We start from the raw sequence: 22,436 nt of genomic DNA, 5'->3' as shown, positions 1-22,436 counted from the left end.
CGGAAAGGATCATTCGGTTTGGGGGCGTGGGGATTGCAGCCACCTCCATCCATTATTTCTTTCTTTATAGCTTATCTCTGTATTCACAGAATTTATCTGCAGTCAACGTCATTTCGTTCTTGATTGCAACGGGTTTCTCGTTTGTCATGCAACAGCGATTTACATTTAGGGATCGGCTTCGCGGGAAGAAACTCAATGGATATGCTCTTTTCAGCTTAATTCTGATCAACTCAGCCATTAACTGGCTCGGTGGGATTCTGGCTCTAGAGAATCTCTGGCTGAAGCCTGCTCTTCCCCTGCTGGCAGCCGGGGCTAATTTCTGCACTTACGGCATCATGGTGTCACGGCCATTCTTCCATAGAATGAGATAAGAATCCATGGATCAGAGGCCCAAAGTTTCACCGCGAGGCTTTCGAGGCTTCTCCCAAGAGTCCTTTGCAAGAAATTGCTCAAGATAATCCAGCGGGCTTGCTCGCAGCGAAGAGCTCGAGGTTATAATCAAGAGCAAGGCGAGTCCAAACAAGTTAATTGCAATCATAGATCCAAAGCCAATCAGAACCAGTGAAACGATGGACGCCCAACCTGGGAACACTTCGATCATCCCCGTAAATCGTATTAAGCCGGCTGCAAATACTCCAATCAGCACCATGCCCAAGCCCAGCAAGACAAACATCATAAGGCGTACGGCTATTCTGTCTCCAAACACCGTGTAGGCGCGAAAGCCATGCAAGACTAGGGACGAATACCCACCCATCCGCGATTCTCCACTATAACGCTTGCGGCGATCAGACGAAACCTTCCTGAATGGCATCCTAGAGTGCAGAACGGAAGCCGCAATGTGGACAGTTGTTTCTGGTTTTCTGGCAAGAATCTTCAGCGCAGCTGGACGAAAACAAATAAAGTTGCCATAGTCGATGGATGTACCGATAAGTAAGTACGAGAAGGACTTGTAAGCCTTGTAGCCCATTCTAAACAGAAGCCTCTCCATTCTCACCCTCCTCCTGGCTACGCAAGCGAGGGAAGACGGAGAATCATTGCTTAGTGTTTGGATCATTCTGATGATATCAGAGGGATTATCCTCACCATCTGCATCAATAGTCACGATGTATTGATAGTCATCAAGCTCAGGCAAGAGCCATGCCAAGCCAATAGCCAATGCCGCCTGGTGACCAAGATTTGCATTGAGTTCAAGCACTCGAAGATCCATTTCACGTCTCTCCAGCTGGCTTCTGGCAAGCAACTCATCACTGATTTCAACCCAAGGAGAGTCATTGACAACAATCACTCTGAACCTGATATTTCCTACAGCATTGGATAGACGATCCAGCTCCCTGACGAGCTCCAGGACACAACGATAGTCATTAAATGATGGGGTAACGACAGCTACAGATGTCATCGTTAACATGAAAGCTGCATCGGTGTTGACTTACGGCACGATCGAAGGATTCATTGAAGCAACGATCACTGTACTTCCTGGCTTGAGCTGCGCGAGCAAGCTGTTGCCATGGGATTGATGATGTGATTGGCATGGCAGGAGAACCTCGTGACCGGCACCCATCAAGCAAACAAGGTAGCGTTTCCGATTTTACGCATTGTTATCATTGCAGACAGTGCATCAGGACTGCCTTGCCAGGAATCTTATTGCCCGTTGGCTCACACGTTCAATACACCTTTGATCCAGAGTCTTTTCCCGTATCCAATGAGAAGATCATGCGTTGATTGAACGGGCAGGGAGCCTGGTCTACTTGAAGCCAAGAGATAGATGGGCATTGAACGCTAAACATGCTAGACTTGATTTGGGTTGAATATCTAACGCCGGTGATTCCATCAAGGCCTGAGCATCTCTTCACCAGACGCACTCTTGTTTTAGCCACGCTTCTGGTTTGGCTTTTTGGTTTTTCCGCGTTTCGATCGGAAGTTTCATCTCTTCAGGGGTCTGGTTTTTTTCACTTCCCTTTCTGGGACGACTGGGATACACCCTTGAGCTTCTTACAGAGTCTTGAAATAGCAAAGCCAGGAGATATCTTCAAAGAACTCTTTGATCAACACAATGAGAGCCGCAAGGTAACGACCAAGCTGCTTACAGTTGTGATTGAGCGCTTTGCTGTCTTTCACTCAGACTTGACAGTCAACATATCGTATTTCGTTAGGGTTATCACCGTCCTGATTGTATGCCTTCCTCTGTTGACGAGGTCATTATCAGGATCCCTGGATTGGGGTGTGCGTCTGAGTGTCATAGCTTTTTCGACAAAGCTTTATGCCGTAGGTCCGGCGAATTTATACAATGGTCTTTGGTATGTTCAGATCAGTTTCTTCCTCGGCATCCTGTTCGCTTTCGGCTGCCTGTCTGCACTTACAGTTGCACTGTCTTTGAAGGGTATGGCCCTCAGCAATGAAAAGACATTTCAACGATCTCTTTCGATAGCGGCAGGGTTGATGGGAATTCTTTCCATCTTCTCATTTTCCGGAAATGTTCTACTTTTACCTTGCTCAATCATAACGATATGTTTGATGGCCCCATCCACCAGTCTTCGGTCTTTGAGGCAGGTTGTCCGCAGTTCTCCCAGCCTTGTTGTTCTTTCATGTCTTGTGCTTGCGATTATAGTCTTTTTCTATGGTTACCAAAGTCCTGCGCACCACGCATCGCTAAGGGCTAACTTTATTGACCCGCGCTATATTGTCGCATTTCTTTCAAACTTCTACAAGTATCAACCGAGTGTCTTATTCGTCTTGATGAATGCGGTAACGGGCGTAGTATTGGTAGCCATGGCTATGGCTGTCATCTGGAGAGCTGCCAGAGCTGGAGGAAAGACTCCATCCTGGGAGTTTGTCCACTGCATCAGCCTGGTCTTCTTTCTGTTCGGCCTGGGTGCTGCGAGTTCAGTGGGTCGCGGTGGCACCCCGATTGGTTTCCGTGCAGCACTTGCTGATCGTTACAACAGCCTATCCATTCTTTTTGCTTCCATCGTTTGTGTTTGCATTGTCCTGACCCTTGCGACTATGCTTCGTGGGCGAGTGAACGGAGCTGGATCAGCAGCCAGCCCCGTTCGCAAGTCTCTGCAGTCGACTGTAATTGCCTCAGTCGTTCTTCTTCTGGTCTTTGAGATGAATGGTTTAAGTGCCAATGCGGCCTGGAGACCACACATTATAAAGCATTTCTCAGGGCGACAACAAGCCGTCAACTGCATGAAAATGTATGTTCGCGCTCAACCAGACCTTGTGGATTCAGAGCTTTCCGGTCTGAACCGCTCCTGTGCCGCAGCCCTTTACCCAAACCCTGACCACATTGCCGGTCGATTCAAGGGATCATGGTGCCGGACTCCTGTTGGTCTCCCGTCAAGAACAATCAGAGAACTCTGCAATGATTTACGAGGTTGATCTTTCTCGCCTGCCCTTCCCCAGCCCTCGCCGAACCAACACCGCCGAGCTGAAGCCCCAATGTGGCTCCCTCAGAGCCAGACGTGCCCTCGATGACGGAAGCGAGGCTGGGGTTGGTTGTCAATGTGCTTGAGCACAACCTGGCTGAGCCATTCGCGGTCTTGGCTCGCCTGTCACGCACGGCGCAGGGTTTTCAGCCGTGCCCGCCAGTGCTCCCACAGCGCCATCAGCACAGCCGAGTCATCCAGGTCCGTCCGAGAATCCACTACCACGCTGCATTCCTGCTCACCTGGGGTGAGTGGTTCGGCAGAACGCATCTGCTCCTGCAGGACGGGCAGATTCGCATCGCTGGGATCGTCATCCAGCAGCCCGCGCCGCTCCAAGCGCTGCTTTAGCAAGGCCTGATCGGCCTGAACGTCCAGCACGAGGCTGATCGCCCCGAGGCGCCCTGCCAGTTGCATGGCTCTCTCCCGGCTGGCGGACTTCAGGTGTGTGGCATCCAGCAGCACCCAGTCCCCCCTGGTCAGGCTGGCCGCGGCGGCGTCGAGCAGGGCAGCCTCGGTGCGTTGATCGGCGATGGGGCCGTAGAGCTGCCGTGTCTCCTGGAGTGATGGCCGCTGCAGGGGCTGCAGACCGTGCAGCCGTTTGCGGATCAGGTCGCTGCGGTGGAGGCCGGCCAGCAGCCAGGGGGTCAGTCGTTTGGCCAGATGGCTCTTGCCACTGCCGGAGAGACCATGGAGCAGGATCAGGGCCGGGGGGCTCAGCCCCCTGAAGGCATAGGCCAGCGCCAGGCTGAGGTAGCGCCGCGCCATCACCTCGGCGCCCTGGCGCTGGGGCCGGGGGATCTCCGCTTCGCCGCTGGTGGCTGCTTCCACCTTGGCCCGCACGTGGGCACGGTAGGCACAGAAGAGCCCAAGCACGGCTGGCTCGATCATCTGGCCGTAGCCCTTCAGCAAGGCTGGGATGCAAGCGGCGTGACCCGAGGCCTGCAGGTCCATCACCAGAAAGGCGAGGTCGGAGGCCCGATCCACCTGGCGCAGGTCGGCGTTGAACTCCACTCCATCGACCACGGCCAGCGCCGGCTCGAGCAGCACGTGCTCAAGCCGCAGGTCGCCGTGGCCATCCACGACCGCTCCCGCCGCCAGCCGCTGGCGCAGGACGTGGCGGGATCGGCGAAGGGCCAGGGCCAGGCCGCCGACGAGCAGCTCATGAACACCCGCAGGAAACAGCTCAGGAACCGAGCGGCGGGTGGCGCAGACATTGCTGCGCAGCACCGCCGCAAAGCGCCGGTCGGCGCCCTTGGCCAGGGCGGGCTCCAGCCGGTTCTGATCGTGGAAGCCGGCGATGCGCTCGCCCAGACGCTGCAGATCCGCTTCGCTGACCCGGCCGGCCGCCAGCCGGCTGGCGAGGGTGGCTCCGGCCTCGAAGCGGCGCATCACCACCACGTGCTCCCCCCCCTCCAGCTCCGTGTCGAGGGCACCGACCCTGGCCCCGCCGTCTGTGAAGCGCAGCACCGGCGCCACCCCGAGGTAGAGATCAGGTGCCAGGCGGCTGTTGAGCCTGACTTCTTCGCGACACCAGTGCAGACGCTGCTCGGCACTGCCGTAATCGAGCAGACCCCAGAAGCTCAGGGGCTTCTTGAGCTTGTAGGCGCGCCGGCCGCTGAGGAAGACCACGCTGATGTGGGTCTGAACCACCTCCACCCGGCGTTGCTCCACTGGAAGCTCTCCCCAGGCGTCGTCTGGATAGGCCTCGGCGCGGCTCAGGGCCCTGATCAGACTGGCCAGATCCAGCGGCGGTTCCGGGCCGGTGGGATGAGCAGGGGTAGCCGATGTCACATCAGTTGGAAGCAATTGAACGCGGAGGCCATGGGCCGGCTCCGTACCTTGCCTGCTCGATCAGTTTTCGTCCGTGACTCAGCATCGTCCCCCCCTGATTCGCTCCAGGGCGCTCGCCCTCGCCGGAGCGCTCGGCCTGGCCGTCCTCACTGGTTGCGCAGCGCCGCAGAAGTCAGACGGGGAAGTGAACATCTACTCCGGCCGCCACTACAACACCGACAAGGAGCTTTACAAGCAGTTCACAGCCGAGACCGGCATCAAGGTGAACCTGCTCGAGGGCAAGGACGATGAATTGATCGTGCGCCTCAAGAGCGAAGGGGAGAACAGCCCCGCTGATGTGCTGGTGCTGGTGGACGCCGCCAGGATTCAGCGTGCCCGCCAGGACGAGCTGTTCCAGCCGATCAGCTCCGAGGCCCTCAACCGCGACGTGCCTGCCAACCTGCGGGATCCAGCCGGCAGCTGGTACGCCCTCACCCGCCGCGCCAGGCCGATCATGGTGAACCCTGCCCTGGTGGACCCCTCCAGCCTGAACAGCTACGCCGATCTGGCCAAGCCGGAACTGAAGGGCAAGCTCTGCCTGCGCAACCGGGCCAGCGTCTACAACCAGTCACTGGTGGCCGACATCCTCCAGCAACAGGGAGCCGCCGCCACCAGAAGCTGGCTGGAGGGCCTGGTGGCCAATGTGAAACCACCCTTCTTCACCAGCGACACCCCGATGCTGCGGGCGGTCGGCCGTGGTGAGTGCGGGGTGACCGTGGCCAACCAGTACTACCTGGCGCGCATGCTCTCCAGCGAGGCCAAACCGGAGGACAAAGCCCTGGCGCAGAAGATCAAGGTGGTGTTCCCATCCCCCACCCACGTGAACATCACCGCCGCCGGTGTCACCCGCCATGCCAGCAACCCCGAGGCGGCCACCCGGTTGATCGAATTTCTGGCCTCCCCGAGCTCAGGCAAGGGCTATGCGGCCGCCAACAATGAATACCCGCTGCAGGGCTTCGGGGAAAACCCGATCCTCAATGGCTTCGGCAACTTTCAGCCTTCGCCGGTCAGTGCGGATCAACTGGCCAGCGGCAACCGAGAGGCCAGCGCGCTGATGGCGGAAACTGGGTGGAAGTGACCCTGCTCGCCCCACGCCCGCTCGCGCAGGTCAACCCCTCCAGCCGTCCGGCGCTCACCGCCATGGTGGTGGTGATTGTTGTGCTGGCTCTGCTGCCGCTGGCTGCGTTGTTCGGCGATGCCGTCATGCAGCCCTCGCTGCTGGGGGGGCTGGGTCTGGGCTTCGATGGTGCGGATCAGATTCGCGGCACCCTGGTGCTGGTGCTTGGAGAGGGGGTCTGCGGTGCCGTGATGGGCACCGCCATCGGCTGGCTCACGGCGGCCTGCCGCTTTCCCGGTCGGCGCTGGTTGCGCATGGCCCAGTTGCTGCCGCTGGCCTTTCCGGCTTATCTGCTGGCGGCCAGCCTGATCGACTGGGGCAGCAGCCATGGCCTGCGCATCCACGGTCTGGGCTGGGCTGTGCTGCTCCTCGCTCTGGGCAATTACACCTATGTCTTTCTGCTGAGCACCGAAAGTTTCTCGATCACCGGTGGCCAGTTGCTGGAAGCCAGCCGCAGCCTGGGCGTGGGGCCCTGGCAGGCGTTCCGGCGGGTCGCGCTGCCCATCGCCCTGCCGGCGATCGGAGCCGGGGTGGCCCTGAGCGCGATGGAGGTGGTGAATGAACTGGGGGCTGTGCGGCTGCTGGGGGTTCCCAGCCTCTCGGCGGGCATCCTCGATCGCTGGCAAGTGGAAGGTGATCCCCGCGGGGCGGCGTTGCTCTCACTGATCGCCCTGGGGATCGTCGTGATCCTTGTGGCCGCCGAGCGTTCCCTGCGTCGGCGCAGTCGGCGCTGGAATCTGGGTTCCTCGAGTGGCGAGGCGCAGGCCTACGTGTTGCAGGGCTGGCGGGCGCTGCTGGCCCAGCTGGTGTCAGCCCTTCCACCCCTTCTGGTGCTGGTCATTCCACTGGTCTGGGTGACGGAAGGTTGGCGCAACCTGCTGGAGGAACCGCTGGGTGAGCAGCTGGTCCTGGCGGGCCGGAGCCTCGCCCTGGCGCTGGTGGCCACACTGCTCACCGGCGTGGCGGCCCTGCTGCTGGCGATCATCCGCCGCTGGAGCCCGCGTCTGCTGGTGCGGCAGCTCAGTTTCCTGGCGGGGATGGGCTACGCCGTTCCGGGCAGCGTCCTGGCTCTGGGTCTGATGCTGCTGGGGGGTCCCTGGTTGCTCAGCCCACTGCTGCTGCTGCTCTGGGGCTATGGGGTGCGCTTCATGGCCGTGGCCAAGCAGGGCCTCGACGCCGGCCTGGAGCGGATACCCCCCAGCATCGATGAGTCGGCCACCAGTCTGGGTTGCAGCTGGACCCAGGTGCTGCGGCGGGTTCACCTGCCCCTGCTGCGCGGTCCGGTGCTGGTGGGCGGGTTGATGGTGTTCGTGGATGTGGTGAAGGAACTGCCGCTGACACTCTCCCTGCGTCCGTTCGATTTCGACACCCTGGCCGTGCGTGTCTTCCAGTACGCCAGTGATGAGCGGGTTGGTGCGGCGATGGCCCCGGCCCTGATCATCATGACCCTGGGGATGGTGGCCTCACTGGCCCTGATCCCCACCCTCGAGAGCCGCGACTGAGCCATCGCTGCAGCCGGGTTGCCGGCGTGGGGCAAGGCGGGCCAGGCGGCTGGCCTGCAGGGGGCTGAAATTGTCGTCGCTCACCAGCAGCACTGTGGGACGGCCATCCGGCAGGGGAGGCCCCATAACCAGTCCCTCCCAGTTGTCGGGGGGAAGTCCCGTGGCCAGCAGATCCCAGCGCATGAGTGGACGCTGCACCGAACCGGCCGCTTCCGGGGAAGGCAGCTGCAGCAGCTGGGCCCACCAGCGGGCGGGGGGCTCAAATCCTCGCACCAGTCCGAGCAGACCACCGCTCGGAAGGGCGAGCAGCTCGGTGAGCCCCCAGTGAGGACCTGGCAGAGACAGGCGCAGTGCCCCCGCCGGCCGGAAGCCATCGGGTCCGTGCTTGAGCAGACGCAGCTGATCGGGGGGGTCCTGAAGCAAGGGGCGCTCCGCCGCCAGCAGCAGGACCAGGGGAGCGCCCGGGAGGCGTGTGAGCGATTCCGGGCCCTGGTTGGCGCCGAGGCCCTGGTCAGGGGCTGCCCTCCACGCCGGAGGCAGAGGCAGAGCCTGACGCAGCCGGCCACTGCCACGATCGAAACGGAGCAGCTGAGCGGGCCGATCAGCGCTGCGACGCTCCTCGCTCACGATCCAGGCGTCGGAACCCTCAAGCACCAGGCCTTCGCCGTCCAGGGGCACCGGGAAGCGATCCCCTGCGCTGGGGCGCAGGGGCAGACGATCACCGATACGCAGAGGGCGCCGGCCGAGGCTGGCCAGGTCCCAGATGGGCAGCAGTTCGGGCTCCGCACGGTCGCTGAGCAACCAGAGGCGCCCATCGTGGGGATCGGTGGCCGCAGCGGAGAACCCCCCCAGGCGTCGTCCATCGACTCCCTGAGACGGAAGGACCGCGTGGGCGACCAGCTCCCAGCCGGCCGTGAGCGGGCAGGGCAGGAGCGGGGGTGGTGGCGGGGCCGGCGTGGGCAGGGGGATCAGGCGGCGGCCAGGGGAGCGGATTCCACCAGGGAAGGCGCCAGGCGCAGGCCGGGTTCGCCCGCAGGGGCTTCCAGCAGCTGGGCCTGGCGGATCCTGGAGATCAATCGGGTGGTGGTGACGCGGGTGGTGCCGATCAACTCACCGATGCGTTCGTGGGTGAGGCGGAAGGGCAGATCACACCAGGGTCCGCAGCGTCGCCCGAGACGACGCACCAGCAGCCCGAACAGGGCATGAAGCCGCTGCTCCGCTGAGCCGAGATGGCGGATCCGCAGCAGCTGCAAGGTCCATTCGTTCACCGCATCGAAGCCGGTCTCACCGGCCGGCTCCACCTCCGAGCGGAAGCTGAGCGGAGTGAGGGCCTCCACGCAGACCCCTTCACTGCAGAGCCGATCGGTGCGGAGCTGATCACCAGGCTGGAGGAAAGCGAGAGTCATGCTCTCGGTCTCCTCGCAGGGGCAGTAGACGCGGGCGATGCCTTCCAGCACCTCGATGGAACTGCCACCGGGGCGGCGGGTGGGGTCAAGCAGCGCGGTCTGGCCGGCCGGCATCCGCACGCAGGAGAGGGGCTGCTCGGGCAGGAAACGGAAGCTCACGGAACAGACGCTATTGCGAATGACTCGCAATCTAATCAGTGGAGGCCCCTTTTTGCAATCTGTTCTCAATAACTCCCATTGTTGAAAGCCCCGGCCCGGGCGCAGACCGTCGTGGAAGCGTCGCCGGGATGTGCCTTTTCACGCCTGCAGTCGTGCCCCCTGGGGCGCCGGCCCGCCCCGGCTGGGCCCAGCCTCAGGTCGTTGCCGCACCACTGCGATGCTCAGGCTCCACGGCGATCGCGCCACCCTTCTCGCCGCTCTCACTGCCCACGGGGCCAACCACCCCCCGCTCAGGCGGGTTCGCCGGCGGCGCAGCGAGGACACAAAGCCCTCACGTTGAGCACGCACTCGATCAGGCGGAAGCCAAGACTGCTGGCGGCCTGGCGGCCTTCCGCCAGCACCACGGCACTCTCGAACTCCTCGGTGCGCCCGCAACCCACACAGACCAGGTGATGGTGATCGCGGTGGGCATCACTGGCCAGCTCGAAGCGACGCCCCCCTTCGGGCAATTCCAGTTCCCGCAGCAGCTCCATCGAACTGAGCAACCGCAGGGTGCGGTACACGGTGGCCAGAGACACCCGTTCGTCCGCACGCAGGAGGCGCTGATGGACTTCCTCGGCGCTGAGGTGACTGCCTTCACCGATCCGCTCGAACAGCGTGAGCACCTTCTGCCGCTGGGGCGTGAGCCGCTGGCCTCTCCCATGCAGGCTGGAGCGCAGCTCCGTGGCCGGACTTGTGCTGGCAGGAATGGTGGCGGCTGAGGCGGAGCGGGACTGCGACCCTGCCGGCGATCGGGATGGCACCGGATCACCCCGTACGTCAGGGTGATCCTAGCCTGCAATTCTCAACAGGTCCTTCAATTGCGAACTAGCTGATCAGACGTCGTGCTGCTCAGGTTGGGCGCCATGGGCGTGCTGCCGATCGATGGCCTGATCCAGCCGGGCTGTCAGGGCACCCAGCAGATCAGCGGCCGTGACCACCAGGCGGTAGCTGAGCGCCACGGCCAGCAGGGGCGCTTCCGCCAGCTGACCCCCGAGCTGAAGCAGAAGCACCGCCTCGAACACGCCAAGTCCCCCTGGGGCGCCCGGCACCACCAGTCCTGCCGTCCAGGCCAGACAGAAGCCCAGCAGCCAGGCGCCCCAGGCCAGGGAGAGCTGCTGATCGAACGCCAGCACGCAGGCGGCAAATCCCGCAAAGCGAAAGACGACGAACAGGGCCTGAGCCAGCAACGGCACAAGCGGATAGCCGGGCAGCAGAAACCCGCCTGAGCCAGGGAGCGCAGGCTCACTTTCACTTCGTTGGGCCCGCGCGAGTTGCCGCTCGCGGGAGCGCTCCAGACGCTGCAGAAGCGGCTGGAACCAGCGTGGCGCGAGGACCAGCAGCGGCAGCAGGCCCAACAGGGGCCAGCCGACCCTCCAACCCGCCACAGCGGCGATCGCCAGGGCGGCACTGGCCGCCAGCAGCGGATCCAGCAGGGTTGCCGCCAGGGCCAGGGGTGTGCCCACCGGGCTGGCCTGACCAACGAGCAGTGGCTCGCCCAGGCCGAGCAGGCGCACGCGCGCCGCCAGGTGCCAGATGCCCCCCGGCAGGTACTTGAGCAGGTTGGTGCTCAGGTACTCCCTCACACTCAGACCCCAGCGGGGCCGAAGCCTGAACCAGCGCAGCCCCACCGCCCAGGCCAGGCCGTTGATCACCAGGCTGAGCAGACTCAGCCCCACCCCGATCAGCAGCCAGAGCCAGCCCTGGGAATCAGGGCGCTGGGCCAGCAGCTGCTCACCATTGCCCTTGAGAGCTGCCAGCAGAAAACCGAGGCTCAACAGTGTCACCCAGAGGCGGGCGCCCCCAGGGAGAGGCGGCAGTCGCCAGGACACCCGCTTCAGGCCTGCTGCAAGGGACTGCGCCCGGGTGATCAGCAACGACCACAGCTGCGGGGGGGAGGGCATCAGCCACTCTCGGGTGGGGCGAGGGCATTGTCCTTCGCCAGGGCGTCATCCACTGCCATGCGCACCTCGGCGAGGCTGAGGCCATGGCGGCGGGCAAGGGCCGCCAGGTCGTCGTGCTCGGCTTTGTAGCGGGGTGGGCCGCCGGGCACGCCGGCCTGCTTGAGGCGAACCATCCCCAGATCGGTGCTGAGGCTGAGCGTGCGGCGAGGCAGGGCCCAGCGATGCTGCAGCTGTTCGCGCACACCCAGGCTGGTGCCATGGCGCCACCAGACCTCGCGCAGAGCACCGGCCTGATCCGGCCACGCCAGTGCGGTGAGCAACACCCCCAGACGGCCCTTCTTCATCTGAATGGCGGCAGTGAACACCTCGAGAGCTCCAGCGCGGCGAAGCTCCTCCACCACGAAGGCGAGGTCTTCGGGGGTGGCGTCATCAATCTGAGCCTGCTGCTGCAGCACCGTTTCCAGCGCAGGCCCGCTGCGTGAATCACTTTCAGGGGAAGGTGTCGCGAGCCAGAGCCGCAGCAGGTTCGGGCGATCCAGCTCCCGATGGCCCAGGCCGATCCCCACCCGTGAGGGCACCAGGGCCGGAGCCACTCCGAAGCGATCGGCCCAGCAAGCCATCAGGGCCAGCCCCGTGGGTGTGGTGAGCTCCCCGGGAGGGAAACCCTCAGCGCTCGCCAGGGGAACGAGACAGCGGCTGGCCAGCTCCAGCACCGCCGGCGCCGGCAGGGGCAGCCGGCCATGGGCGGTGTCCACGCTGCCATGGCCGGCAGGGGGAGACCCGCAGATCAGCCGGTCCACCTCAAAGTGCAGGAGGCCGGCACAGACCCCCACCACATCCACCAGGGCATCGAGAGCACCCACCTCATGGAAGTACACCTGCTCCGGGGCATGGCCATGGACCGTCCCCTCCACCTCCGCCAGCAGGCTGAAGACCGCCAGCACCCGCTCGCGCAGGGGCGGCTCGAGCGCACTGGTGGCGATGGTCTGGCGCAGGCTGCCCCAGGAGCGGTGGGGAGAGTCGGCCTCGAGGGTCTCCACCGTGAGCCTCCGCCCACGCAGGCCGCCGCTGCGGCCATCCTGGTGGTGAAGGCGATAGCGGCCCTCCAGCCCCAGCTGGGCCAGGGGCCGATGGATCGCCGGCTCAGGCAGCCCCAGATCCAGCAGGGCGGCCAGGAGCATGTCGCCGGCCAGGCCGGTGGGGCAATCCAGAAAGGCCAGCACCATGGAACTCAGGCAGCGCTCCGAAGCAGCCGGGGGGCCGCCTGCAGAAGCTCCTCGGCGCGGGCCACCAGTTCCGGCTGGCGGCGGCGCAGCAGTTGCTCCACCTCGCGGCGGGCGCGCCGCTGTTCCCGCTGGGCGGTGTCGACATCGAAGCCGGAGAGACCCCAGAGGCGACCCAGGAGAGCGCGATCGTCGGCGCCACCGCGGGCCTGCTCGTAGAGGAGACGCTCAGCGAGCATCCCGGCCTGGAGCACCCGGCTCCAGCGGCGAAGATCCTCCGGGGGCAGCTTGGCGTGCTCGGGGGGCTCGAATTCGGTGCTGCCACTGGCGCCGATGCCGGCACGCAGGCAGGCCAGGCTGCCCACCAGCACCTGCTTCACGGGCAGCCCTTCCTGCTCGGCCACCAGGGCATGGCCAGCCTCGTGGATGGCGATGCGGCGCAAGCGCCAGAGACCACCGGGGAGGGTTTCCGCCAGCAGGTGGCCGCCCCGGCCACCGAACCGGGCCGCGTCGACAGTGAGACCAGAGAGACCCCCTCCGGCGGCGAGGGCCACCAGCCAGGGCGACAACCCCAGGACTGGACCGAGCACGGCCAGCAGGGTGCCCCCGGCCACCACGGCTCCCACCCGCAGAGCCGTGGACGAGCCATCACCAAGCTGGGGTCGCGGCTCCATCTCAGCGGCCGGGGCGGCTCACGGCGCTGCGGTGTCCGCCCCTGGCGCCACCGCTGCCTCCCCGCTCCGGGCGTCCCTTGCCGCCGCGGTTGCCGCGTTGGGCCACAGGAGCGATCACCTCATAGCGCTCGACGTGCAGTTCCTCCCCGATTCTGCGCAGGTCCAGCGCAACGAAGTGACGGAGATGCTCCAGAGGAACCTCGCCGCGGAGGGGCAACTTGAATGGCTGGGGCCGGTTGCCATCAGGACGGGGTCGTTGGCGCACCTTCACCACCAGCTCCTGGGAGTCAGGGCGGGTGTAGATGAGCTCACCCCGCACCGAGAAGTAGTCGTCGCCTTCGGGAAGGTCGTCAGGGGAGGGCTCAGCGGCGGGAGGCTCAGCAGCAGCGCTCGATTCCGGTTCCGCTTCCGCCTCGCTGAGGGTGCTCGGCTCCCACACCCCCACCATCTGGAGATGGAGGGAGCCGGGTTCGCGGCAGCGCGGGTAGACCACCCAGAGGTGGGAGCGCTCCAGGTCGAGATGACGGCGCACCAGGCTGAGCACCCGGCCGAGCACAACGGCGTCGATCTCGGTGCCGTCGTCGGTTCGGATCAGACCGCGGGTGAGCTGCTCGGGGTCGCTGGGCACGTACTGACCACGCACCACGCCGATGGCCCGGTACTGGAGCGGTTCGGTGACCGGGGAAATGGGATGGTGACGCATTGTCGGTGGGGGCAACCAATGGCCCGGATCTCAATCTAGCCAGGGCACCAGGAGCCAGACTTGCTGGAACCGGCTCCGGATCCATGCCATCCCGCCCCTCAGCCGCAGCCGTGAACACCCGATCAAGGCCCTGGCTGTTGGCGCTTGGAGCCGTGGCCCTCACCATGGCCTCGCTTCTGGCGGGGTGGTGGTTGGGACAGCGCAGTCCGGAACAAAAGCCTGTGGATCGCTCCCGACTGGAGCTGGAGCAGCAGGCGATCCGGCTGCGGGCAGAGCTGAATCGGGGGCAGGCCAGCGAGGGCCAGCAGCAACGACTGTTGCAACTGCTGCTGGCTCTCGACGACAAGGCTGAGGCCACAGCGCTGCTGGAGCGCATGGCCGACCAGCAGCCCCAGCGCTGGAGTCTGCGCCTGATGCTGGCGGAACTGCGCCGTGACCAGAAGGACCCCACTGGGGCTGAACGGGAGGTGCGCCAGCTTCTGAACCTCAGACCGGAGCTGCTCGAGGCCTTGCAGCTGATGGCCCTGATCCAGCTGGAGCAGGGCCGCGGTGCCGAGGCCGAGGCCCTGCTCACCAAGGCCTACCAAAAGGCCAGCCGAAAGAAGGAGAAAGAGCAGACCCTGGCGATCGGGCTGCTGCTGGCCGACCTGCACCAGCGCCGCGGACAGCTCAAGGCCGCAGAGGGCCTCTACAAACAGCTGAGCGCCACAGAACCGGAGGATCCCAGGCCGTTGCTGGGCCAGGCCCTGATGCGACAGCAGCAGGGGCAGACCCGGCAGGCCCTGGAGTTGCTCGATCGAGCCCGGCGCCTCAAGCCGAACCAACCGGACCCACGCCTTGATGAGGTGGCAGCCGCCTGGGGACTGGAGCCATTGCGGCGTGCCAGGGGGGGGAAGCCGCCTAAGGAGGCGTCACCAGGGGTCCAGCCGGCCCAGGGGCAGGAGCCGCCTGGACCTCCAGGTCCTTGAGGGCCTGATCGATGGCATCGCCGGGCTGGGTGGCGTTGTCGAGGGCGCTGTTGCGCCGCAGTTTGTTCATCAGCTCCAGCGGGTTGCCCGATTCGAGAATGCCGCCAGTGGGTCGGCCTGTGGGGCTGTTGTCGTAGATCTGCTGTTCCTGGACCGATTGCCCGAAGGAGCTGAGCTGGGCCTGGGCGGTTGGGGGGAGAAGAGGAAGTGCGAGCAGGGTGAAGGCCGCAAGGGCCAGGGGACGGGCCATGGCAGGCGTGCGACGGGACAGGATGATGCCTCAATGCTAAGGGTCACCGATGGTGGCTGATTGGACGGGATGCGGATCGCCACCTGGAACGTGAACTCCGTGCGCAGCCGGCTGGAGCAGGTGGTGGCCTGGCTGGAGCATGAAGCCCCCGACGTGCTCTGCCTGCAGGAAACCAAGGTGGAGGATGCAGCTTTCCCCACCGAGGCGTTCACCGCCCTGGGCTACACCGCCGTGATCAGCGGCCAGAAGGCGTACAACGGAGTGGCGATCCTCAGCCGCCTGCCGCTGGAGGATGTCCGCATCGGCTTTGACGCGCTTCTGCCCGATGACCAGGCGCTGGCCCTGAGCGAGCAGAAACGGGTGATCAGCGCCTTGATCGAGGGGGTGCGCGTGCTCAACCTCTATGTCCCCAACGGTTCGTCGTTGCGCTCGGAGAAGTACGCCTACAAATTGGAATGGCTGGCCTGCCTGCGTCGCTATCTTCAAGCCCAGGGCGGCGACGGCGATCCCCTCTGCATGGTGGGCGATTTCAACATCGCCCTGGAAGACCGCGACATCCATGACCCCTCACGGCTCAGCGGCGGGATCATGGCCAGCGAGGCGGAGCGGCAGGCCCTGCGCCTGGCCCTGGACGAACGCCTGAGCGACGTGTTCCGGATCTTCGAGCCGGAACAGGGCCACTGGAGCTGGTGGGACTACCGCAGCGGAGCCTGGGACCGCGACAGCGGCTGGCGGATCGATCACATCTATCTCTCCGAGGAGCTGCTGGAGCGGGCCACCGGCTGTCTGATCCACAAAACAGTTCGCGCCAACGAGAAGCCCAGTGACCACGCCCCGGTGGTGGTGCAGCTGCAATGGCCGCCGGAGGACGGGGACGAGGTTCCTTGGTGAGAATCAGAGCAGGGCTGGAAGCCGAGCAGGATCCTGGTGCTCAAGGGAGGGGTTGGAGCTGTCTTTCAAGGAGAGCTGCACGGTCACGCCCGGCGGCAATTCAGGCCAGAGGATCCCCACAGCAGGGTCGCTCCAGAGAATGCCCTGTTCTGACTCAGGGTGATAATAATTGGAGCAGAGATAACAGAAGTCGGCCAGCTCCGAAAGCACCAGGAAACCGTGGGCGAAACCAGGTGGCACCCAGAGCTGGTGGTGATTCACGTCATCCAGAATCGCTCCGACCCACTGGCCGAAGCTCGGCGATCCACGACGTACATCCACCGCCACATCGAACACCGAACCCCGGGAGCATCGCACCAGCTTCCCCTGGGGTTGCACCAGCTGATAGTGCAGTCCGCGCAGCACACCACAACCTGAGCGTGACTGATTGTGCTGCACCATGGGCGGAATACCCGCCTCGTTGAGAACAGTCTGCCTGGCCGTTTCCACAAAGAAGCCACGCTCATCACCGAACACCTTCGGTACGAACAGAAGAACGTCGGGAATCGACTGGGGAACGATCTGCATCAGATGAAACGGGGTTGAACGGTCAGGCGAGCCGAGACGCGTACTGGGACTCGAGGTAACTGGCGTACTCCTCGGAGAGAAGGGGCTGCCACCAGGAACGGTGGCTGAGATACCACTGCACTGTGCGGCGCAGGCCCTCCTGCACCGTCACCTGGGGCTGCCAGCCCAGTTCCTCCCGGATGCGGGTGGCGTCGATGGCATAACGCCGGTCATGGCCGGGGCGGTCGGCCACGAAACGGATCAGCTCGCGGCTGGGACGTACAGGTAGTTCAGGAGCCTGCTCATCCATCAGATCACAGAGCATCCGCACCAGATCAAGGTTGGCCACCTCGTTGCAGCCACCGATGCAGTAGGTACGACCAGGGTCCCCGGCCAGCAGAATGCGCTCGAGGGCGCGGCAATGATCCTGCACGTAGAGCCAGTCACGCACATTGCTGCCATCGCCATAGACGGGGATCGGTCGACCCAGCAGGATGTTGATCAGGGTGAGTGGAATCAGCTTCTCAGGAAAGTGAAAAGGCCCGTAATTGTTGGAGCAGTTGCTCACCAGAACGGGGAGCCCGTAGGTGTGTTGCCAGGCCCGGGCCAGGTGGTCGCTGGAGGCCTTGCTGGCGGCATAGGGGGAGCGGGGGCTGTAGGGGGTGGTCTCAGAGAATGGGGGATCACCCGGCTCGAGGCTGCCGAAGACCTCGTCGGTGCTCACGTGCAGGAAGCGCCACACTTCGGGAGAACCTGCGGCCTGCCAGTGGGCACGGAACGCTTCCAGCAGCGTGAAGGTGCCTGTGACGTTGGTGCTGAGAAAGGCTCCAGGCCCGGTGATCGAACGGTCCACATGGGATTCGGCGGCCAGATGGGCCACATGGGTGATGCCGTGCTCTGCCAGGAGGTCGTCCACCAATGGTCGATCGCCGATATCACCATGCACGAAGCTGATGCGCCCGGCCTTGATCAGGGGCGCGATCGTGGCCCGATTGCCCGCGTAGGTGAGGGCATCGAGCACGACGATCCGATCGTCGGGGTGGGCAGCGGCCCAGTGGTGAACAAGATTGGCGGCGATGAAACCAGCTCCGCCGGTGATCAGGAGATGACGAGGGATCGGGGGCATCAGGCTGTGGTGGTGGTGGAACTGGCCCAGGCCTGGAGACAGGAATGGAGGTCACGGCGCCAGTCGGGCATGGGGCATCCGAAGTCCCGGAGAAAGGCGGAGCCGTCCAGTCGGGAATTGGCGGGGCGTTCGGCCGGGGTTGGATAGGCGCTGGTGGAAATCGGGGTGAGTTCCGGGGCTCGCTCCAGCAAACCGACTCTCACGGCCTGCGCGAAGATCTCGGTGGCAAATCCGTACCAGCTCACGGCTGGAACCCCCGCCAGGTGGTAGGTGCCCCAGGGGAAAGAAGCTGCGGCGTTCAGGGGTGAACGGTCGGTGATCGCCAGCTCGAGAAGGTCCAGCAGGGTGGTTGCTATCGCCTCAGCGCTGGTGGGACCACCGATCTGATCAGCAACGATGGAAAGGGCAGAGCGCTCGCGCCCCAGCCGCAGCATGGTGCGCACGAAGTTGGCGCCCTCCTGGCCGAAGACCCAGCTCACCCGCAGCAGCAGATGGCGGCCGCCAGCCTCACGCAGGGCCTGTTCGCCGGCGAGCTTGCTGGCGCCATAGACGCCCAGCGGGCCGGTGGGATCATCCTCCCGCCAGGGGACCTCACCGCTGCCATCGAAGACGTAGTCGGTGGAGAGATGGATCAGGGGAATGGCATGGGTGGCGCAGACCCGGGCCAGGACACCGACGGCTCTGGCGTTGACCGCATGGGCCAGCGCCGCTTCGCTCTCGGCCCGATCCACCTGGGTGTAGGCGGCAGCGTTGATCACCAGGGCCGGGCTGTGCTCGCCGACAAGGGCATCGAGCTGCTGGGCCAGGTCCTCGACCGGGGTCGAGAGATCGAGGGTCGGACGACCGACGGCGATCAGCGGACGCCCAGGGAGCCGGCTGGGCGCCAGCCGCCGCAGGGCGCAGGCCACCTGGCCCTGGTGTCCGATCACGAGCACGGGTGCAGGCCCGTTGGCCGTGGTCATGGGGTGGAACCCTCCAGGAGGAGATTTTCCAGGTAAGAGCCATAGCCTGACTTGCGCAGGGGGACCGCCAGGGTCTCCAGCTCCGCGTCTGTGATCCAGCCCAGGCGCCAGGCCACCTCCTCAGGGCAACCGATCTTGAGCCCCTGGCGGTGCTCGAGGGTGCGGATGTAGCTGCCGGCTTCATGGAGGGAGTCGCAGGTGCCGGTGTCGAGCCAGGCCATGCCGCGACCGAGCAGCTCAACGCGCAGGTCGCCGCGATCGAGGTAGAGCTGATTCAGGGTTGTGATCTCCAGTTCGCCGCGGGAGGACGGCCGCACCTGGCGGGCCAGCTCCACCACATCGGCGTCATAGAAGTAAAGCCCCGTCAGGGCGTAGTTGGAGGCGGGCCGCTCGGGCTTCTCCTCGATCGACACCACCCGGCGCTGCTCATCGAAGCCCACCACGCCGTAGCGCTGGGGATCAGCCACGCGATAGGCGAACACCGAGGCGCCACTGGAGCGGACGTTGGCGGCCTGCAGGTTGCGCGAGAGATCATCCCCATAGAAGAGGTTGTCGCCGAGGACCAGCGCTGCTGGTCGGCCGGCGAGGAACTCGGAACCGATCAGGAAAGCCTGGGCCAGGCCATCGGGGCTGGGTTGCTCGGCGTAGGAGAGGGAGATCCCCCAGGCGGACCCGTCGCCGAGGAGATCCCTGAACTGGGGCAGGTCGCGGGGGGTGGAGATCACCAGGATCTCGCGCAGTCCCGCCAGCATCAGGGTGCTGAGCGGGTAGTAGATCATCGGTTTGTCGTAGACGGGCAGCAACTGCTTGCTCACCGCCTGGGTGATCGGGTGCAGGCGAGTCCCTGAGCCCCCCGCCAGGATGATCCCGCGCCGATCGGGTGGGCCGTCAGACATTGGTGACATGGCAGCGGCAGCGGGACACGGGGATTGTGACCGATCGTGCCCACGCAGAAGTCCCGATCGGGTCTGGATCGAAAGGGTAGGGATCAGACCATGGCCAGTTCCCGGCTCCTGGCGAGCTGCAGGCGCAACCGACCCTGCTCGGCCGCTGGATCCACATCCACAGCGATGGTGCTGCCTTCGGGGAACTGACCCGCCAAGATCGCCTTGGCGATCGGGGTTTCGAGCTGACGCTGGATCGCCCGCTTCAGGGGCCTGGCGCCATACACGGGGTCGTAGCCGACCCCCGCCAGCCAGTCGAGGGCGCCGCCCTCGAGCTCGAGGCCGAGCTTGCGATCCTCCAGGCGCTGGCGCAGCCGCTGCACCTGCAGCTCCACGATCTGACGCAGTTCCTCGGCTCGCAGGCTGTGGAAGATGATCGTTTCATCGAGGCGGTTGAGGAACTCGGGGCGGAAGTGGGCCCGCAGGGCCTCGTTCACCCGTTTCTCCATCTCGCCGTGGCGGGCGGGATCACCGGCCAGATCGAGGATCGAGCTGCTGCCGATGTTGCTGGTGAGGATCAGCACCGTGTTGGTGAAATCCACCGTGCGGCCCTGGCCATCGGTGACGCGGCCGTCATCGAGGATCTGCAGCATCACGTTGAACACATCCGGGTGGGCCTTCTCCACCTCATCGAACAGGATCACGGCGTAGGGGCGCCGCCGCACAGCTTCGGTCAGCTGACCGCCCTCTTCGTAGCCCACATAGCCCGGAGGCGCTCCGATCAGACGGCTCACGGCGTGCTTCTCCATGTACTCGCTCATGTCGATGCGCACCATGGCGTCGTCGCTGTCGAACAGCTGGGCGGCCAGGGCCTTGGAGAGCTCCGTCTTGCCCACGCCGGTGGGACCCAGGAACAGAAAGCTGGCGATCGGGCGGTTGGGATCCGAGAGCCCGGCACGGGAGCGCTGGATGGCATCGGCCACCGCGGTCACAGCCTGGCTCTGGCCGATCACCCGGGTGTGCAGCTCATCCTCCAGATGAAGGAGTTTTTCCATCTCGCTCTGCACCAGTCGCGAGACGGGGATGCCGGTCCACTTGGCGATCACCTCGGCGATGTCGTCTTCACTCACCTCCTCACGCAGCAAGGTTTTCTCGCCATCGCCGGCGTTGAGCTCGGCCTCCTTGGCCGTCAGTTTCTTGTGGAGGTCCGCCAGGGTGCCGTATTCCAGCTCGGCGGCCTTGTTGAGGTCGTACTGACGCTTGGCCTGCTCCACCTGGAGCTGAACCTGCTCAATCTCCTCCTTGATGGCGCTGAGCTGATCGATCGCCCCCTTCTCCTGCTGCCACTGAGCATTGAGGGTGCTCTGCTGCTCACTCAGATCGGCCAGTTCCTTCTCCAGCCTCTCCAGGCGGTCCTTGCTGGCCGGATCGGATTCACGGCCCAGGGAGAGTTTCTCCATCTCCAGCTGCAGGATGCGGCGGTCGAGTTCATCGATCGCCTCCGGCTTGGAGGTGATCACCATCTTCAGGCGCGCTGCTGATTCATCCATCAGGTCGATCGCCTTGTCAGGCAGGAAGCGATCGGCGATGTAGCGGCTGGAGAGCACCGCGGCCGCCACCAGAGCGTTATCGGCGATGCGCACGCCGTGGTGCACCTCGTAGCGCTCCTTGAGGCCCCGCAGGATCGAGATCGTGTCTTCCACCGTGGGCTGGTCGACGAACACCTGCTGGAAGCGGCGCTCCAGGGCGGGATCCTTCTCGATGTGCTGGCGGTGCTCATCAAGGGTGGTGGCACCGATGCAGCGCAGTTCGCCGCGGGCCAGCATCGGCTTGAGCAGGTTGCTGGCATCCATCGAGCCGCCGGCAGCACCGGCACCCACCACGGTGTGGATCTCATCGATGAACAGCACGATCTGACCCTCGCTGGAGGTCACCTCCTTGAGCACGGCCTTGAGACGCTCTTCGAACTCGCCGCGGTACTTGGCCCCCGCGATCAACGCGCCCATGTCGAGGGCAATCAGCTGACGGTTCTGCAGGGCCTGAGGCACATCACCGTTGACGATCCGCTGGGCCAGGCCCTCCACGATCGCGGTCTTGCCGACGCCCGGCTCCCCGATCAGCACGGGGTTGTTCTTGGTGCGGCGGCTGAGGATCTGGATCGTGCGGCGGATCTCCTCGTCGCGGCCGATCACCGGATCCAGCTTGCCGTCACGGGCCGCCTGGGTGAGATCGCGGCCGTACTTCTCCAGGGATTCGTAGGTGCCTTCGGGGTTCTGATCGGTCACGCTCTGGTTGCCGCGCACGGCCTGGACGGCATCCTTCAGTTTGTCAGCGCTGGTGCCGGCCGCCGACAGCAGCTGCTTGCCGCAGCGGTCGTCGATCGCCAGGGCCAGCAGCAGGTGCTCGATCGAGATGAAGCTGTCGCCGTAGGTCGCCTTCAGCTGCTCGGCCTGATCGAGCACCTCATTGAGGCCTTTGCCCAGAAAGACGTTCTCGGGCGCTGCACTCAGGCTGGGCTGACGGGAGAGGAAAGCCTCCACCGCCAGACTCAGGGCCCCAACGTCGACTCCGGCCTTCTCGAGGATGCGGGTGGCCAGCCCCTGCTGGCTGAGCAGGCTGGCGAACAGATGCTCGCTCTCCAACTGTTGCTGCCGGCGCTGCTGGGCCAGCTGCTGCGAGGCCACGACGGCGGCCCAGGCCTTCTCGGTGAACGCTTCGGCGGTGGGGTGCATGGATGAACTCCTCTCAATCATTCGCTGAGAGAACGCTATGAACAGCTGGGGGTTCGACGCAGGATGGGCAGGCCGAAACAATTGGCGAATCAACC

General features: G+C 64.5%; 21 protein-coding genes. 6 read left to right on the top strand and 15 right to left on the bottom strand.

Annotated elements, in window-relative coordinates; genetic code table 11:
- Nucleotides 1-26 precede the first annotated feature (26 nt).
- The gene (locus FPZ61_RS02805; RefSeq protein ID WP_185464489.1) at nt 27-371 is read left to right on the top strand and encodes a GtrA family protein; all 345 of its coding nucleotides are present in this window, start codon (nt 27-29) and stop codon (nt 369-371) included.
- An 11-nt stretch (nt 372-382) separates the two neighbouring features.
- Here the strand turns inward: FPZ61_RS02805 and FPZ61_RS02800 are convergent, their stop codons facing one another.
- The gene (locus FPZ61_RS02800; RefSeq protein WP_185464490.1) at nt 383-1,405 is read right to left on the bottom strand and encodes a glycosyltransferase; all 1,023 of its coding nucleotides are present in this window, start codon (nt 1,403-1,405) and stop codon (nt 383-385) included.
- Between the two features lie 377 nt (nt 1,406-1,782).
- Here FPZ61_RS02800 and FPZ61_RS02795 point away from each other — a divergent pair, with 377 nt between their 5' ends.
- Nucleotides 1,783-3,378: a hypothetical protein gene (locus FPZ61_RS02795; RefSeq protein ID WP_185464491.1), complete on the top strand. Its 1,596-nt coding sequence runs from the start codon at nt 1,783-1,785 to the stop codon at nt 3,376-3,378.
- Nucleotides 3,379-3,551: 173 nt separating this feature from the next.
- On the opposite strand, the gene FPZ61_RS15850 is transcribed toward FPZ61_RS02795, so the two are convergent.
- The gene (locus tag FPZ61_RS15850) at nt 3,552-5,216 is read right to left on the bottom strand and encodes a bifunctional aminoglycoside phosphotransferase/ATP-binding protein (protein ID WP_185474734.1); all 1,665 of its coding nucleotides are present in this window, start codon (nt 5,214-5,216) and stop codon (nt 3,552-3,554) included.
- Between the two features lie 73 nt (nt 5,217-5,289).
- Here FPZ61_RS15850 and FPZ61_RS02785 point away from each other — a divergent pair, with 73 nt between their 5' ends.
- Together FPZ61_RS02785 and FPZ61_RS02780 are read left to right on the top strand one after the other, a co-directional pair.
- The gene (locus FPZ61_RS02785; RefSeq protein ID WP_185464493.1) at nt 5,290-6,333 is read left to right on the top strand and encodes an extracellular solute-binding protein; all 1,044 of its coding nucleotides are present in this window, start codon (nt 5,290-5,292) and stop codon (nt 6,331-6,333) included.
- 62 nt (nt 6,334-6,395) lie between these two features.
- Nucleotides 6,396-7,874, top strand: coding sequence for an iron ABC transporter permease (locus tag FPZ61_RS02780; RefSeq protein ID WP_255441319.1), 1,479 nt, complete (start codon nt 6,396-6,398; stop codon nt 7,872-7,874).
- Here the strand turns inward: FPZ61_RS02780 and FPZ61_RS02775 are convergent.
- From FPZ61_RS02775 to FPZ61_RS02745, 7 genes are all read right to left on the bottom strand, one after another.
- Nucleotides 7,836-8,675, bottom strand: a complete 840-nt coding sequence (locus FPZ61_RS02775) for an esterase-like activity of phytase family protein (protein ID WP_370593323.1) — start codon at nt 8,673-8,675, stop codon at nt 7,836-7,838. The two genes, FPZ61_RS02780 and FPZ61_RS02775, sit on opposite strands and share 39 nt — an antisense overlap.
- Before the next feature lie 167 nt (nt 8,676-8,842).
- On the bottom strand, nt 8,843-9,439 hold the full coding sequence (locus FPZ61_RS02770) for a helix-turn-helix domain-containing protein (RefSeq protein WP_185464494.1): 597 nt from the start codon (nt 9,437-9,439) through the stop codon (nt 8,843-8,845).
- Nucleotides 9,440-9,729: 290 nt separating this feature from the next.
- Nucleotides 9,730-10,188, bottom strand: a complete 459-nt coding sequence (locus FPZ61_RS02765) for a Fur family transcriptional regulator (RefSeq protein ID WP_185464684.1) — start codon at nt 10,186-10,188, stop codon at nt 9,730-9,732.
- Nucleotides 10,189-10,314: 126 nt separating this feature from the next.
- Complete coding sequence (locus FPZ61_RS02760) at nt 10,315-11,382, bottom strand: lysylphosphatidylglycerol synthase domain-containing protein (protein WP_185464495.1); 1,068 nt, start codon at nt 11,380-11,382, stop codon at nt 10,315-10,317.
- A complete protein-coding gene (locus FPZ61_RS02755; protein WP_185464496.1) occupies nt 11,382-12,608 on the bottom strand; it encodes a LarC family nickel insertion protein in 1,227 nt (408 codons plus the stop codon). Before FPZ61_RS02755 ends, FPZ61_RS02760 begins: the two co-directional genes overlap by 1 nt.
- Nucleotides 12,609-12,613: 5 nt before the next feature.
- Entirely contained in the window at nt 12,614-13,279 is a 666-nt protein-coding gene (locus FPZ61_RS02750; protein ID WP_185464497.1) for a hypothetical protein, read from the bottom strand.
- A gap of 1 nt (nt 13,280) precedes the next feature.
- The gene (locus tag FPZ61_RS02745) at nt 13,281-13,982 is read right to left on the bottom strand and encodes a hypothetical protein (protein ID WP_185464498.1); all 702 of its coding nucleotides are present in this window, start codon (nt 13,980-13,982) and stop codon (nt 13,281-13,283) included.
- A gap of 83 nt (nt 13,983-14,065) precedes the next feature.
- Here FPZ61_RS02745 and FPZ61_RS02740 point away from each other — a divergent pair, with 83 nt between their 5' ends.
- A complete protein-coding gene (locus FPZ61_RS02740; RefSeq protein WP_185464499.1) occupies nt 14,066-14,950 on the top strand; it encodes a lipopolysaccharide assembly protein LapB in 885 nt (294 codons plus the stop codon).
- On the opposite strand, the gene FPZ61_RS02735 is transcribed toward FPZ61_RS02740, so the two are convergent.
- Nucleotides 14,883-15,200, bottom strand: coding sequence for a hypothetical protein (locus FPZ61_RS02735; protein ID WP_185464500.1), 318 nt, complete (start codon nt 15,198-15,200; stop codon nt 14,883-14,885). The genes FPZ61_RS02740 and FPZ61_RS02735 overlap by 68 nt on opposite strands.
- Nucleotides 15,201-15,269: 69 nt before the next feature.
- Between FPZ61_RS02735 and xth the strand changes: the two genes are divergently transcribed.
- A complete protein-coding gene (gene xth, locus FPZ61_RS02730) occupies nt 15,270-16,091 on the top strand; it encodes an exodeoxyribonuclease III (RefSeq protein ID WP_185464501.1) in 822 nt (273 codons plus the stop codon).
- 3 nt (nt 16,092-16,094) lie between these two features.
- Here xth and rfbC read toward each other — a convergent pair whose 3' ends face one another.
- From rfbC to clpB, 5 genes are all read right to left on the bottom strand, one after another.
- Nucleotides 16,095-16,658, bottom strand: coding sequence for a dTDP-4-dehydrorhamnose 3,5-epimerase (gene rfbC / locus FPZ61_RS02725; RefSeq protein ID WP_185464502.1), 564 nt, complete (start codon nt 16,656-16,658; stop codon nt 16,095-16,097).
- Nucleotides 16,659-16,680: 22 nt separating this feature from the next.
- A complete protein-coding gene (gene rfbB / locus FPZ61_RS02720; protein ID WP_185464503.1) occupies nt 16,681-17,763 on the bottom strand; it encodes a dTDP-glucose 4,6-dehydratase in 1,083 nt (360 codons plus the stop codon).
- Nucleotides 17,763-18,725, bottom strand: coding sequence for a dTDP-4-dehydrorhamnose reductase (gene rfbD / locus FPZ61_RS02715; RefSeq protein WP_185464504.1), 963 nt, complete (start codon nt 18,723-18,725; stop codon nt 17,763-17,765). Before rfbD ends, rfbB begins: the two co-directional genes overlap by 1 nt.
- Complete coding sequence (gene rfbA / locus FPZ61_RS02710) at nt 18,722-19,630, bottom strand: glucose-1-phosphate thymidylyltransferase RfbA (RefSeq protein WP_255441295.1); 909 nt, start codon at nt 19,628-19,630, stop codon at nt 18,722-18,724. Before rfbA ends, rfbD begins: the two co-directional genes overlap by 4 nt.
- An 83-nt stretch (nt 19,631-19,713) precedes the next feature.
- On the bottom strand, nt 19,714-22,341 hold the full coding sequence (gene clpB / locus FPZ61_RS02705) for an ATP-dependent chaperone ClpB (protein ID WP_185464505.1): 2,628 nt from the start codon (nt 22,339-22,341) through the stop codon (nt 19,714-19,716).
- Nucleotides 22,342-22,436: the final 95 nt, after the last annotated feature.

The organism is Synechococcus sp. BSA11S, assembly GCF_014224355.1.
Lineage (GTDB): Bacteria > Cyanobacteriota > Cyanobacteriia > PCC-6307 > Cyanobiaceae > Regnicoccus_A.
Note: the sequence above shows the minus strand (reverse complement) of the source record. Positions and strands in the feature narration are given on the sequence as shown.